The sequence below is a fragment of the Streptomyces monomycini genome, assembly GCF_022271435.1.
In the GTDB taxonomy this organism is placed as follows: domain Bacteria; phylum Actinomycetota; class Actinomycetes; order Streptomycetales; family Streptomycetaceae; genus Streptomyces; species Streptomyces monomycini.
The window spans coordinates 359690-371917 of the sequence record NZ_JAFIQY010000005.1 but is presented as its reverse complement, the minus strand read 5'-3'; the positions used below and the strand labels follow the sequence as shown (position 1 = coordinate 371917).

The 12228-nt window shown below is 71.2% G+C and carries 12 protein-coding genes; 2 read left to right on the top strand and 10 right to left on the bottom strand.

Going from position 1 to position 12228, the window contains the following annotated elements; translation table 11 throughout:
- From JXZ78_RS09550 to JXZ78_RS09525, 7 genes are all read right to left on the bottom strand, one after another.
- The coding region (locus JXZ78_RS09550) for an urease accessory UreF family protein (protein ID WP_372498407.1) at nucleotides 1-280 on the bottom strand (280 nt) is incomplete at its 3' end.
- Between the two features lie 50 nt (nucleotides 281-330).
- Entirely contained in the window at nucleotides 331-2301 is a 1971-nt protein-coding gene (locus JXZ78_RS09545) for an urease subunit alpha (protein WP_050502212.1), read from the bottom strand.
- 5 nt (nucleotides 2302-2306) lie between these two features.
- Nucleotides 2307-3020 carry an urease subunit gamma gene (locus JXZ78_RS09540; RefSeq protein ID WP_030018718.1) on the bottom strand — a complete coding sequence of 238 codons (714 nt, stop codon included), beginning with the start codon at nucleotides 3018-3020 and terminating at the stop codon, nucleotides 2307-2309.
- Nucleotides 3021-3347: 327 nt separating this feature from the next.
- Entirely contained in the window at nucleotides 3348-3617 is a 270-nt protein-coding gene (locus tag JXZ78_RS41020; protein WP_372498408.1) for a hypothetical protein, read from the bottom strand.
- A complete protein-coding gene (locus tag JXZ78_RS09535; RefSeq protein WP_157851493.1) occupies nucleotides 3533-3955 on the bottom strand; it encodes a hypothetical protein in 423 nt (140 codons plus the stop codon). The genes JXZ78_RS41020 and JXZ78_RS09535 overlap by 85 nt, the downstream gene beginning before the upstream one ends.
- 255 nt (nucleotides 3956-4210) lie before the next feature.
- Complete coding sequence (locus JXZ78_RS09530) at nucleotides 4211-4492, bottom strand: hypothetical protein (RefSeq protein WP_157851494.1); 282 nt, start codon at nucleotides 4490-4492, stop codon at nucleotides 4211-4213.
- Between the two features lie 219 nt (nucleotides 4493-4711).
- Nucleotides 4712-5281 (bottom strand): TetR/AcrR family transcriptional regulator, encoded by a 570-nt coding sequence (locus JXZ78_RS09525; RefSeq protein ID WP_030018720.1) that lies wholly within the window; start codon nucleotides 5279-5281, stop codon nucleotides 4712-4714.
- Between the two features lie 83 nt (nucleotides 5282-5364).
- Here JXZ78_RS09525 and JXZ78_RS09520 point away from each other — a divergent pair, with 83 nt between their 5' ends.
- Together JXZ78_RS09520 and JXZ78_RS09515 are read left to right on the top strand one after the other, a co-directional pair.
- On the top strand, nucleotides 5365-6285 hold the full coding sequence (locus tag JXZ78_RS09520; RefSeq protein WP_030018721.1) for an NADP-dependent oxidoreductase: 921 nt from the start codon (nucleotides 5365-5367) through the stop codon (nucleotides 6283-6285).
- Between the two features lie 246 nt (nucleotides 6286-6531).
- Nucleotides 6532-7176: an HAD family hydrolase gene (locus JXZ78_RS09515; RefSeq protein WP_030018722.1), complete on the top strand. Its 645-nt coding sequence runs from the start codon at nucleotides 6532-6534 to the stop codon at nucleotides 7174-7176.
- A 125-nt stretch (nucleotides 7177-7301) separates the two neighbouring features.
- Here JXZ78_RS09515 and JXZ78_RS09510 read toward each other — a convergent pair whose 3' ends face one another.
- Genes JXZ78_RS09510 through JXZ78_RS09500 form a run of 3 tightly spaced genes read right to left on the bottom strand, consistent with a single transcriptional unit; the run spans nucleotide 7302 to nucleotide 12171 of the window.
- Entirely contained in the window at nucleotides 7302-8651 is a 1350-nt protein-coding gene (locus JXZ78_RS09510) for an MFS transporter (RefSeq protein ID WP_063726036.1), read from the bottom strand.
- On the bottom strand, nucleotides 8648-10660 hold the full coding sequence (locus JXZ78_RS09505) for a PEP/pyruvate-binding domain-containing protein (RefSeq protein WP_030018724.1): 2013 nt from the start codon (nucleotides 10658-10660) through the stop codon (nucleotides 8648-8650). Before JXZ78_RS09505 ends, JXZ78_RS09510 begins: the two co-directional genes overlap by 4 nt.
- A complete protein-coding gene (locus JXZ78_RS09500; protein ID WP_030018725.1) occupies nucleotides 10657-12171 on the bottom strand; it encodes an ATP-grasp domain-containing protein in 1515 nt (504 codons plus the stop codon). Before JXZ78_RS09500 ends, JXZ78_RS09505 begins: the two co-directional genes overlap by 4 nt.
- Nucleotides 12172-12228 lie beyond the last annotated feature (57 nt).

The following is a 12228-nucleotide window of genomic DNA, read 5'->3' as shown; positions in this document are numbered from 1 at the left end:
GCCGCCCCAGCCGCCGCGCCGTGTGCCGCAACGCCGGCACCGGCGTGCGGGCATCGGCCGCCGCATCCAGCTCCAGCGGATCGCACCCGGCCGCCGCCGCAGCCGCCAACGCGGCCGCGACCAGCCCCGCGGTGTGCAACCGCCCCCGGCAGAACGCCTCCAGACCCGCCGCGTCCCGCAGGCGCCCCGCCTCCACAGCCGCCTCCGCACCACCGGAATGCGCATGCCCGCCGGCCGGAAACCGCCCGTCCGCCAGAACCAGCAACGCCGCCCTGCTCATCGCCGTACCTCCTGCTCCGGCCACTCACCACTCACCCGTGCCCGGCCCGCTCAGAAGAGGAAGTAACGCTGAGCCATGGGCAGTTCGGTGACATAGCCCCGGTCGACGATCTGGTCGTCGACGAACGTCGTCACATCCGTCACCTTCGCCCCGCCGATGACGACCTCGTAGGTGTCGGGGTCGATGCGTACGTCGGGAGTGGCGTCGTTCTCCTTCATGTCGGCCTTGCGCACGGTGCGGGTGTTCTTGATGGCCCGGAACTGCTTGGTGAGCTTGTGCCGCTCGCCCAGCCCCTTCCTGAGGGCCCGGTCGGTGACGAAGTTGTAGGAGACGGCGCCGGGGGCCAGGCCCGTGGCGCCCCACATGGGGCGCGGGAGGACCGGCTGCGGGGTGGGGATGGACGCGTTGGCGTCGCCCACCTGCGCGTACGCGATCTGGCCGCCCTTGATGACCAGATGCGGCTTGACGCCGAAGAACTTGGGCTCCCACAGCACCAGGTCGGCCAGCTTGCCGGGCTCCACCGAGCCCACGACGGCATCGATGCCCTGGGCGAGGGCCGGGTTGACGGTGTACTTCGCCACGTACCGCCGGGCGCGCCGGTTGTCGGCCGGCGGTGACTCGGGCTCCGGTGTCCCGTCCGCCGGTTCCGCGCCCTCCGGCGCGCTCTTCGGCGCGGTCTCCGGCCGGTCCCGGGGCCGGTCTTCCTCCAGGAAGCCACGGCGTACCTTCATCACGTGCGCGGTCTGCCAGGTCCGCGTGATCATCTCGCCGATGCGCCCCATGGCCTGCGCGTCGGACGACATGATCGAGATGGCGCCGAGGTCGTGCAGGATGTCCTCGGCCGCCATCGTCGAGGGCCGGATCCGGGAGTCGGCGAAGGCCAGGTCCTCCTCGACCCGCGGGTTCAAGTGGTGGCAGACCATCACCATGTCGAAGTGCTCTTTGACCGTGTTGACGGTCAGCGGCCGGGTGGGGTTGGTGGAGGCGGGCAGGACGTTCGGCTCGCTCACCATTTTGATCATGTCGGGCGCGTGGCCGCCGCCGGCGCCTTCGACATGGAAGACGTGCAGGGGACGGCCCTTGACGGCGTCGAGGGTGTCCTGGACGAACCCGGCCTCGTTCAGGGAGTCGGCGTGCAGCGCGAGCTGGACACCGGTCTCCTTGCAGACCCGCAGGCACTGGTCGATGACGGCCGGGGTCGCGCCCCAGTCCTCGTGCACCTTGAGCCCGATGACGCCGGCGTCCACCTGGTCGAGCATGGACTCCCTGGACATGGTGGCGCCCTTGCCGAGCAGCCCGATGTTGACCGGGAACGCGTCCAGCGCCTCGAACATCCGGGCCAGATGCCAGGCGCCGGGCGTGACGGTGGTGGCCTTGCTGCCTTCCGCCGGGCCCGTGCCGCCCCCGATCAGGGTGGTGACGCCCGCGGCCAGCGCCTCGTCCACCTGGCCGGGACAGACGAAGTGCACGTGGGTGTCGATGCCGCCGGCGGTGAGGATCCGGCCAGCGCCCGCGATCACCTCGGTGTCCGGCCCGACGACGAAGTCGGTGGGGGCCGGGCCGGTGCCGTTGTGACAGGCGCCGTTCTCCTCGTGCAGCGGGTCCATCGTCTCGGGGTTGTACGCCTTGCCCAGCGCGACGACATGGCCGTCCCGGATGGCGACATCGGCTTTGACGACGCCCCAGTGGTCCAGTACGACCGCGCCGGTGATGACGGTGTCGGGCGGCAGCACCCGGCGGCCCGCGGCCTGACCGGTCTCGCCCCGGCCCGGGTCGCGCGGAGCGACGGACTGCCCCATCGACTCGCGGATCACCTTGCCGCCGCCGAAGACCATCTCGTTGCCGCTGCGCCCGGGGCCGCCGGACCAGTCGTCCTCGATCTTGATGCTCAGCGCGGTGTCGGCCAGCCGGATCCGGTCGCGGACGGTGGGGCCGAACCGGTCCGCGTACGCGGCGCGGGACAGGGGGTCGAAGGGCCCCGGCTCTGCCGGGCAGCAGGAACAGTCGGGGCACGAAGTCATGGCCGTCACACCCGCTCCTCGTCGAACGAACCCCTGAGGTGGTCGAGCGACCCGTCGATCTTCTCGGGCAGCCCCTTGACCTTGCCGCGCAGGCCGTGCACCACCCTCTCGCCCTCGATGGGGACGAGTTCGACCTCCTCGGTGATACCGGGCTCGAACCGTACGGAACTGCCGGCGGGGACGTTCAGCCGCTTGCCCCACGCCTTGTCACGGGGGAACTTCAGCCCGTCGTTGGCCTCGGCGAAGTGGTAGTGCGAACCGACCTGGACGGGGCGGTCGGTCGGATTCTCGACCGTCAGCGTGGTGATCTGGTCCCCCTCCCGGTGGCGCTCGTTGAACACCACCACCGCGTCGTCCGCCCGGGGCGAGAAGTCCACCTTCCCCGGGAGGACGGCCAACTCCTCGTCCTGGCCCACGGCGGGAAAGGGGTCGTGGATGGTCACCAGCTTCGTACCGTCGGGGAAGGTGGCCTCCACCTGCACGTTCTCGATCATCTCCGGCACGCCGTCCATCACCTCCTCACGGGTCAGCAGCTTCCGCCCGGAGGACATCAGCTCGGCGACGGTCCTGCCGTCCCGGGCCCCCTCCAGAACGTGCGCGATCAACAGCGCCATGGACTCCGGGTAGTTGAGCCGCACCCCCCGGGCCCGGCGCTTCTCGGCGACATCGGCCGCCACGTGCAGCATCAGACGTTCTTGTTCGTGTGGAGTCAGGTGCACAGCCGCATCCCTGCATTCGCTCCTGCCCAGAACTTCTGTTCCGCGCGGCCCCGTCGAGGCTGCCACCGCACGGTGGGCGGCCCGGACGTCGCCCGCCCGTGCCGCTGACCCGAGCATCGTCGTCCACAACAGCTCGGCCCCGACATGACGTAAGCCATCATCAGCACGCTGCCACCCCGAAAACGACGGACCGCATCACCAGCACCCGAAGGAGTGACGGCGGGGCAGTGGGACGCGATGAGGCGAGGCCGCGCGCACGGCTTGCCCGGCATTCCTCATGAACCTTGCTGTTTCGGGCCGCATCCTGCCCCGTTGACGCGAGGCAACCTAGCGGTCGTGGAGCGGAGCCGTTTCCGAATTCTCTACCGATGTACGCACCCGGTGGTCACCCCGCGCCGACGTCGCGATCTGACCGCTCCACCGATCCCGGTGGTAGCGCAGGTATGTCCGGCCGATGTAATGCCAGGGATGGATGGTGAGCGCGCGGAGCTCCCGACCTGAGAGGGCGTCGATCACCATGAAGTCGTCATTGATGATCCGGGCGCCGTGGTCGAAGCGAATATGGCAGTTCGAGCACAGACAGAGAAGATTCTCGATGATGTCCGGGCCTGGGGCGTCACCTTCTTTGTGATGCTGGAGATCGCCGCATCCAGGTCCGCCATCAGGGCGTGGACCGTGGAAGCCGGCACCTGGAGCAGTTCCAGAGTGTCGAGGCCTGCCCGGCGGACGAGTGACCAGGTGGCGTCCACGTGCGCGCCTTTGACGGAGGACATTTCGCTCGCTGCGAGTGTGCCGGCGATGTGGGACACATGGGCGCTGTCCCGTACCAGGAAATAGCGGGCCAGGCGGGGCAATGCCTCACGCTTCTCCTCGTCGGCCAGGCGAAACGCGAAGATCTTCTCCTCGGCGGCTTGGCTGTATCCCACTGTTGCCACTCATCGATGGTCAGCTCCCAGAGCACGCCGACCGGGGTGGGGGACCGGTAGGTGCGGAGTGCCTCCAGTGAGTGGGGAGAAAGCAGTGGTTACCGTCCCAGGCTTTCCGGACGGGGCCTTCCAGCAGTGGGGAAATCGGCGAGGGCCTTCGCTGCCGGTGGGGGAACGGGCTGCCAGTCAGCAGTACGGCATCGGTGGCACGGCCCGGCGGTCTCCCGGGCCATGGCTCCGAGGGCCCTCGCAACAAGACGGGGTTCACATTTCTCCCAACGCTGCTGGAACGTTTTCCCCTCGTCCTCCTCTCCCGCGATGACATCGTCCGCGACGCCTCTTCGAAAAGCCGCTTGTCGCGCAGCCAACCACGACCGGCGCGTTCGCCTCTGCCCGTGCGCGGTCCGTCGCCGTCGCGATCTCCTCGTAGGCCCATTCCGTGCGCAGGCGCTCCCCGTGGGCACCGGCGATGTCGATGGCCAGGCCGGTCCACTCCTCGGCGGGCTGCTCGGGGACGATTCCCAGCTGCAACGAGGCGTCGGCCATGGGCCGTTCGGAGTCACGGGGTGGTAGGCAGTGAGCAGGCCCATCGGTACCTGAGCGCGTGGAGGGCGCTGTGCGTCCACGTGTCGCCAGGCAATTCATGTAACCCGTACGCAACTCCTGGGGCGACGAGAACGCCGGCTACGGGGCTGCCAGGCCGGTGAATTCATGATGTCCCACGGCGTCATGATCCACCACCAGGACGATCTTTGAAGCCGGCTCCTAACGCACGGCTCCGGCGGCGCGTACTTCGGCGAGCGCTTGCCGTGCCAGCGGGCCGAAGCCCTCGCTGTTGTCGGCGTCGATCCATCGATCGTAGGCGATCTCCCAGACGAGCGCGCCCAGTCTCGCGGCCACGCGCGCGGTCAGGTCCGGGACTCCGCGGCGGTGGAGTGCCTCGATCATCGAGGCGGTGAGGTCGATCCTTTTCAGGGCTTCGCGTTCCCGCAGTTCCGTATGGGCGTTCAGTACGGCCTGGCGCCGGCCGCTGAACTCGCGGCGGTCGGCGGTGAAGAACGTCCGGCCGAGCGCGTCGAGGGCGTCCGCCACCGCGTCGAGCGGCCCGGCCGCCGACGGCGCCGAGGCGATCCCTTCGACGAGCAGACCTGCCACCGTGCCTCCGCCGAAGAGCACCTCGCGCTTGTCCGGGAAGTGCCGGAAGAACGTGCTCTTGGTGAGCCCCGCGCGCTCCGCGATGTCGATCACGGTCGTGTTCTCGTAGCCGCGCTCCTCGAAGAGGTCGAGGGCGGCGGCGGCGAGTCGTCCTGGTGCGTCGGGTTGCCAGCGAGCCATGGGAACAGTGTACGGGACTTGGTCCCGTCGTTGGTGTACGGTCGATGAGACCAAGTCCCATCACTGCCCAGGAGGCGGCTTCGATGAGTAGAGCTGTGCGTTACCGGCGATTCGGCGGTCCCGAAGTACTTGAGGTGCAGGAGATACCCGAGCCGCACGCCGCTCCGGACGAGGTTCGTGTCCGGGTCACTGCCGCCGGGCTGAATCCGATGGACTGGCAGATCACCACGCAGCCCGGCATGGCGGCGCGGTTCGGCATCACCTTGCCGGCCGGGTTCGGCAGCGACTTCGCCGGAGTGGTGGACGAAGTGGGCGCCGAAGCCACGGGATTCGCGGCCGGCGACCGGGTGTACGGGGCTGCGATCGGCCGTTCCGTCGCCGACTTCGTGCTGGTCAAGACGCCCACGGCAACGCTGTGGCCCATCCCGGAGGGCATCGGCGACGAGGTGGCGGGCGTGCTTCCGGTGTCCGGTCTGACGGCCGCCGCCGCGCTCGCCGCGATCGGGCTCCGCGCCGGGGACACCGTCCTGATCGGTGGGGCGGCGGGCGGCGTGGGCATCTTCGCCGTGCAGCTGGCGAAGCTGGCGGGCGCCCGGGTGCTCGGCACCGCCTCCGAGGGGACGTTCGGATTCCTGCGCGGGCTGGGCGCCGAACCCGTGGCGTACGGCCCCGGCCTGGCGGACCGGGTGCGGGCCCTGGCGCCCGAGGGGATCACCGCCGCAACCGACCTGTTCGGCAGGGAGGCAGCCGAGACCGCGCTCAAGCTCGGCGTGACACCCGAGCGGATCTCCGTCGTGGCCGACGGGCCCGCCCCGCCGCCCGGCGTGCGCAAGGCAGGCGCCCTCGACGCGGCTCCGGGCGCCCTGGAACGGATCACCGACGCGATCCGTTCCGGCGGGATCACGGTGCCGATCGCGGCGACCTTCCCGGTCGAGCGGATTCGCGAAGCCGTGACGACGCAGGCCGAAAGGCATGTTCACGGCAAGATCGTGATCGCCCTGTGAGCGGCGGCCGGCCGCCCGGTCGCGACCGGGCGGCCCGCCACACGCCACGCTGACCGTCGTGGTGCTCGGTGGCGTGCCGGCGAGTGGCGTGTGCCGTTCAGGGGTATGGCGGGAAGCAGCGATGACGGGGGAGAGGGTCTCTTCCGGGTGCGCAAGGGGCTGTTGGGGCACTTTGCGTATCTGTTTGTCACGCAGCCGGCATGGACGCGTCCGAGTGGCGCGTCGAAGAGAGAGGCGCCGAACGCCATGCAGAGAACCCCCTTCCGTGGCTTCTTCCGTACCGGTTTCGCGTTGCCGGCCGCCGTGGTGGCGTCGGTCGTGCTGGGTACCACGGCGAGTGCGGCCGTGCCGGCGGCCGTGTCGCACGGCGCTCCGGTCGGTACGCGGGCACCTTCGGCGCGTGGCTGTGCCATCGTCTACTTCGATCTGGGCGAGACCCTGGTGCACACGGCCGCGGACTCCGGCATCAGCTACCTGCCGGGTGCAGCCGCGTACCTGCGCGCGTTGCGGGAGCGGCACATCAAGGTCGGGCTGATCACCAACGTGCCGTCCTCGTGGGGCACGACGGACGCCGAGCGCGCTGCCGCCCTGAAGAAGGAGGTCGACGGCGCGTGGAAGGGGCCGGCCCCGTTCGCCTGGAAGGACTTCGGCGACCGGATCCTCACTCCGCGCACCGAGGCGGAGCGTAAGCCGGCGCCCGCCCTCTGGAAGCGCGCCAAGGCCGCGGCGCACGGCTGCCGCCTCGTGTACGAGGGGGAGACCGCCAAGGAGACGTACGTGGCGGCTTCGCTCGGTTATGTGGCCTATCGGGTCGGACGGCCCTTCGGCCCCGCCTACCTTCCGGTGCGAGTGATCGAGTCCCTGACGTACGGGTCTCACCGGCGCGCCTGAACCGTTGCGTGCGCGCCTGCGCCCGTACGCACGCCCGCACGCCCGTCCGCACGCCCGCGCTCGCACGCCCGCGCTCCTACCCCCGCACGCCCGCGCCCCGATGCGGGCGCGGGCGTGCGGACGTCCTACACGGCGGCTTTGGGATGCGAGTCCGTCGCGGAGGGCTTCGCCTCCTGCGTCATCCCCTCAGCACCGCGCCGCATCCTCGTGCTGCGCAGCACCAGTTGGAAGGCGCCGAGCAGCACCGCGGTCGCCAGGGCGCTGTGCCAGAGCAGGGCGTCCAGGTGGCCTGCGGAGAGATAGGCGCCCACGGCGACGGCCGCCAGCGCGCACACCGCGCGGTCCACGATCGACTCGACCGACAGCAGCGTCGCCCGTGGGGCACCGGCAGGCACGGCGTCGTTGACCAGCTTGCGCTGGATCGGGTAGGCGAAGCCGGCCGCGGCGGCGAACACGCACAGCAGGGCGACGACCGTCCAGGGCCCGCCGAGGGTGATGCCCGCCAGCGTGCCCGCGAGGACGAGGCTGAGGACGGAGACCCAGGCCACCGGTGTCAGGCGGCGGCCCAGCCACTGGGGGCGTGCCGAGCCGATGGCCTCCGCCACCGTCATGGCGGCCAGTACCCCGCCGTGCGCGGACTCGCCGATGCCGTGGTCGAGCAGGATCGGCTGGAAGAGGTTGACCTGGCAGATCCTGGACAGGGTGAACACGGCCACGCCCTGCACCATGACCAGCGCCAGCCACGGCGAGGAGACGACGCAGCGCAGCGCGGCCTTCGCGTCGCCCAGCGAGGTGCCACGCCCGCCCCGTGGTGCCCGGGGCTTTCCGGTCCGGCCCGGCGAGGTCGTGGCGTGAGCCTTGGAGGACGTCGCAGAGCGGGGCAGGGCGATGACGCAGACCAGGGAACCCGCCGCGCTCAGGGCGCTCAGCAGGTACGGGGCCGGGTGGAGGAGGACCATCAGCGGCCCGACCAGGGGCCAGCACAGGATCTTCGCGGCGAGTCCGAGTGCCCGGGCGGTCCCCTCCGCCTTGAGGTAGTGCTCCTCGCACCCCTCGGCGCGCAGCCCGTCGTACAGGTAGGCACTGGCCGCGCCCGAGGTGAGCGAGCGGCCGGCGGCGATGGCGAGGAAGTGGACGAGGAAACCGGAGTACGAGGAACTGACCACCGGCGCGAGATTCGCGGCCGTCATCACGACGGCGCCGGCCCGCAGACAGTTGCGGGTACCGATCCGGTCGGCGATCAGCCCGGTCGGTATCTCGAAGAGGCAGAAGGCCACGTAGTAGATGCTCTGAATACCGAAGATCTGCCCGTCGGAGAGCCCGGCGTCCTTCTGGTAGGCGTAGAACACCGGCATCCACCACAGCAGGTTGAACAGCAGCTGGAAGCCGTAGTTGAGCCGGATGATGCGCCGGGCGGTGCCGGTCAGGGGCGTGGCCGCGGGCCGCGCCGCGGAGCGCGGGAGGCGGCGGCTCACAGCGCGTAGGGGCGGATCTGGACCAGGCGGAAGTCGCCCTGGTCGGTCAGCAGCCACTCGATGTCCAGCGGGTCGTCCACGTCGGGGGCGCTGAAGTGGGACTGCAGCAGCCGGCCGGTCAGGGACAGGTCGGCGAGCCGGGCCCGCGTGGCGGCGGGCAGGCCCTCGCTCCAGGAACCGAGGGCGACGGTGCGTCCGCCGCCCTCGACGGTGTTGTAGAGGTACTGCTGCGGCAGCACCTCCCCCTCGACGACCTGTTCGGGCGAGCCCGGTGAACAGTTGAGGTAGACGTTGCGGAAGTCCTCGCGCCGGGTGGGGTCGCAGGTCACCAGGACACCGCCGAGCGCGGCGGGGACGTACTCCTGGATGATCACGCCCATGTAGGTGTCGTCCAGGGATATGCCCACCTGGTGGCGCAGCCGCACACTGCGCGGCGAGAGCAGGGAGGCCCACACCTGCCGTACGGCGTCGAGGAGTTCGCCGGTGCCGTGGACGGTGGTGACGGATTCGTAGACCCCTGCCGCGGAGAAGCCCGGCAGGTCCTCGGCGTTGGAGGAGGAGCGCACCACGAGACGGCCGCCCGCGGCGAGCGGGGCGGGGAAGGCCCGGGTGATCTCCCCGGCGACGGAGCCGGGCATCGCGGTGTGCCGGATCAGGTGCTGGATCTGCAGGCAGAGCGGGTCGAGGACGTCCATGGCGTCGAGTTCGAGCGCCATCTTCAGCTTGCCGATGCCCTGCTGGAGCGCGGGGGAGGAGGTCAGGAAACGGTGCAGGAGGGAGAACGGCAGGGCCACTCCCTCGGGGGCCGCGACGGTGCCGGCCACGAAGGAGGACGCGGCCGCGCGGAGTTCGGTGGCGGAGGGCACGCCCAGGCCGAGCCAGGCCGCGAGGTGCCCGTACAGGTTCTTACGGGGCGGGCGGGGGCGGCCGTAGAACGCGGTGAGGTCGGCCGTGCGGCTGTCGAGCACGTGGTGCAGCTCTCCGAGGTTGGCCGCCTTGGTGCCGTAACGGACCCGGTCGGCGCTGCGCAGCCGGTGCAGGGAGAGCACGGGCGCGTCCTCCAGGAGCGGCGGTTCCAGGCGGATGCGCTGCTGGTGCCAGGCCGGGGCCCGCAGTTCGGGGGCCTGCTCCAGCCGCTCCAGGGTGATCTCGTCCTCGCTGACCCGGTAGCGGACCCAGGCCCCGTCCAAACCGTCCTTCTGGACGAGCTGGTCCAGGTCGCGGACGATCGCGTTGGGGATGCCCCACCCGGAGGCGAGGACGTTGGTGTGGGAGAGCGGGGTGATGGGCGCGGTGTTGACGAACCCGGCCACCCGCTGCACGCCGTCCGGCAGGCAGGGCATGGCGACGATGTCCGACCAGCCGAGCCCGCCGGCCGCCGCCTCGTACTCCGCCACGGTCGTGAAGCAGCGCAGCCGGCCGGTGGCTTCCCCGGCGTTGAGCGGCACGCGGATCCTGGAGCCGAAGAGTTCGTGACCGAGGATGCGCGGCACCCGCTGCTCACTGACCGAGGCCAGTGCCTCCTCCTGGCCGTGGTTGGCGGGCTTGAGCAGGAGCGGCAGCCTGCCGTCGACGCGCTCCCGGACGAAGGAGTAGAAGAACTCCAGCAACTCCCCGTGCATGGTGTCGGCCTCGGTCGTCTCCAGCACGAGGAAGGTGCGCTCGCGGCCCTCCCGGTCCTCGTCGGTGTGCAGGGACAGCACCCCGAGCAGGAAGCGGCGTCCGGGTTCCATGTAGACGGACGCGTTGAACTCGTCCAGCCGGGCGTCGAGTTCGGCCATGTCCATACCGAGGACGCGGGTGGCGATGTAGTTCACGTGGAAGGGGTGGGCGGCCGTGTCGAGCAGGTGCCAGGTGTCCTCGGCACGGTCGACGACGACCTTCAGGTACGGGTGGCCTGCCAGGACCCCGGACAGCGTACGGAACAGCGGCAGCGAGAGGTTCTCCCCGATGACCGTGCGGTCGGTCGCGGGGTCCGCGACGCTGACGGTGAGCTGCGTGGCGGTCATAGGGCGACTCCCTCGGACGGTACGGCCGGCTGGACGCGCGGGCGGGCGGGGGGTGCGGGCGGTGTGGGCGCGGGCGTGCGCGCGGGCGTGGCCGGGGCCGGGGCTGTGTCCGTGGACGGGGGCCGGGTGGCCGGAGGCCCGGACCGCGGCGCGGCGGTCACGGCGGGCGGCAGCACCTCGGGCAGCGCGTCCACCAGAGCCGTGAAGTCGCGCAGCACGGTGCGCGCGTCGGCGGCGGAGAGCAGGCACAGGGCCGCCATCGTGTTGGCGCCGCCGGCGGGGTCGTAGACCGGCACGGTGCTGCCGTCGGGCAGGGAACTCTCCGGTACGACCGAGAGCGTGCTGCCCTCGCTCAGCGCCACGGCCTCCCGCACCACGGGGAAGTCCCACACCCTCCGGTCCGGCCAGGCCACGCCCTGGCCGTCCACCGCGAGGACGACGAGGGAACCCGCGGCGCCCCGAGCCTGCTCCGGGCCGAGGGCCCGCTCGGGCCAGGCGACCGGACGGCCCAGCAGATGGTCCACGAGCATGCCGACGACGTCGAGCCCGAACACCTCCTCGATCTGCGGAACGGTCATCGCGCCGCCGAACCGGGCGGCCGTCTCGATCAGCCACATACGCCCGTCGGCACCGAGCTTGATCTCGGTGTGGGTGCCGCAATCGCGCAGGCCCAGGGCGTCGACGGCCTCCTGGGCGAGGGCGACGACGCGGTCCTGGAGGTCCGCGGGAAGCGACGCGGGGGTGATGCCGGCGCGCTCGGTGAACGGCTGCACCGTCGGCATCCGGCCGCTGACGCAGACCGGCCGGAAGACGCCGCCGGCCACCACGCCCTCGACGCTGACGTAGTCGCCCCAGCCGGGCTCGTCGAACCAGCCCGCGGTGTCGCCGGCCACGATCTCCTCGACCACGAAGTGTCCCGCTGCCTCCGCCACATGGAGTTCGGCGAAGCCCAGCCGCGCGGACAGGGCCATGGTCTCGCGCGAGCGCCGCCAGGCGGCGTCGGCCTCCTGCGGGGAGCCGATGATCTGATGGGCGGTGGAACCGGCGCTCCAGGCCGCCTTCAGCAGCAGGGGAGCGGTCAGGGTGGCGACGGCTTCGTGCAGGTCCGCCTGTGTGGCGACGGGGCGGAACGCGGGCTGTGGCAGGCCGTGCCGATGCCAGGTGTGCCGCATCATCCGCTTGTCGCGGGCGAGCGCGGCGGCGTCTCCCGCCCCGGCGAGACCGAGCGCCGCACACGCCTCGGCGACGGCCACGACCGCGTACTCCGAGAAGGTGAGAACCGCCTCCGCGCCGACGGCTTCGGCCCGCGAGACGATCAACGAGACCAGGTCGGACCGCTCCGCGTCGGCGGGCAGCACGACCGAGGCGCACAGCCGCTCCGCGGACGCGGCGACCGACGGCGGAAGCGCGCTGAGCGCCAGCAGGTGCACATCCGCCCGCGCGGCTGCCCGGGACAGGACGTGGCCGAGCGGCGGACCGCCCTTGGCGTGCACCAACAGCACCGTGCTCACTGAGATTCGTCTCCCATCACTTGTCTGTCCACTTGTCGTCAGGGCGTCGGGCGTCCG

Excerpts from the sequence above, each read along its gene's own strand:
- JXZ78_RS09505 (WP_030018724.1), bottom strand. The coding sequence starts at position 10,660 with ATGACCGCCACGCAGCTCACCGTCAGCGTCGCGGACCCCGCGACCGAC.
- JXZ78_RS09515 (WP_030018722.1), top strand. The coding sequence starts at position 6,532 with ATGCAGAGAACCCCCTTCCGTGGCTTCTTCCGTACCGGTTTCGCGTTG.
- JXZ78_RS09525 (WP_030018720.1), bottom strand. The coding sequence starts at position 5,281 with ATGGCTCGCTGGCAACCCGACGCACCAGGACGACTCGCCGCCGCCGCC.
- JXZ78_RS09545 (WP_050502212.1), bottom strand. The coding sequence starts at position 2,301 with ATGACTTCGTGCCCCGACTGTTCCTGCTGCCCGGCAGAGCCGGGGCCC.
- JXZ78_RS09530 (WP_157851494.1), bottom strand. The coding sequence starts at position 4,492 with ATGGCCGACGCCTCGTTGCAGCTGGGAATCGTCCCCGAGCAGCCCGCC.
- JXZ78_RS09520 (WP_030018721.1), top strand. The coding sequence starts at position 5,365 with ATGAGTAGAGCTGTGCGTTACCGGCGATTCGGCGGTCCCGAAGTACTT.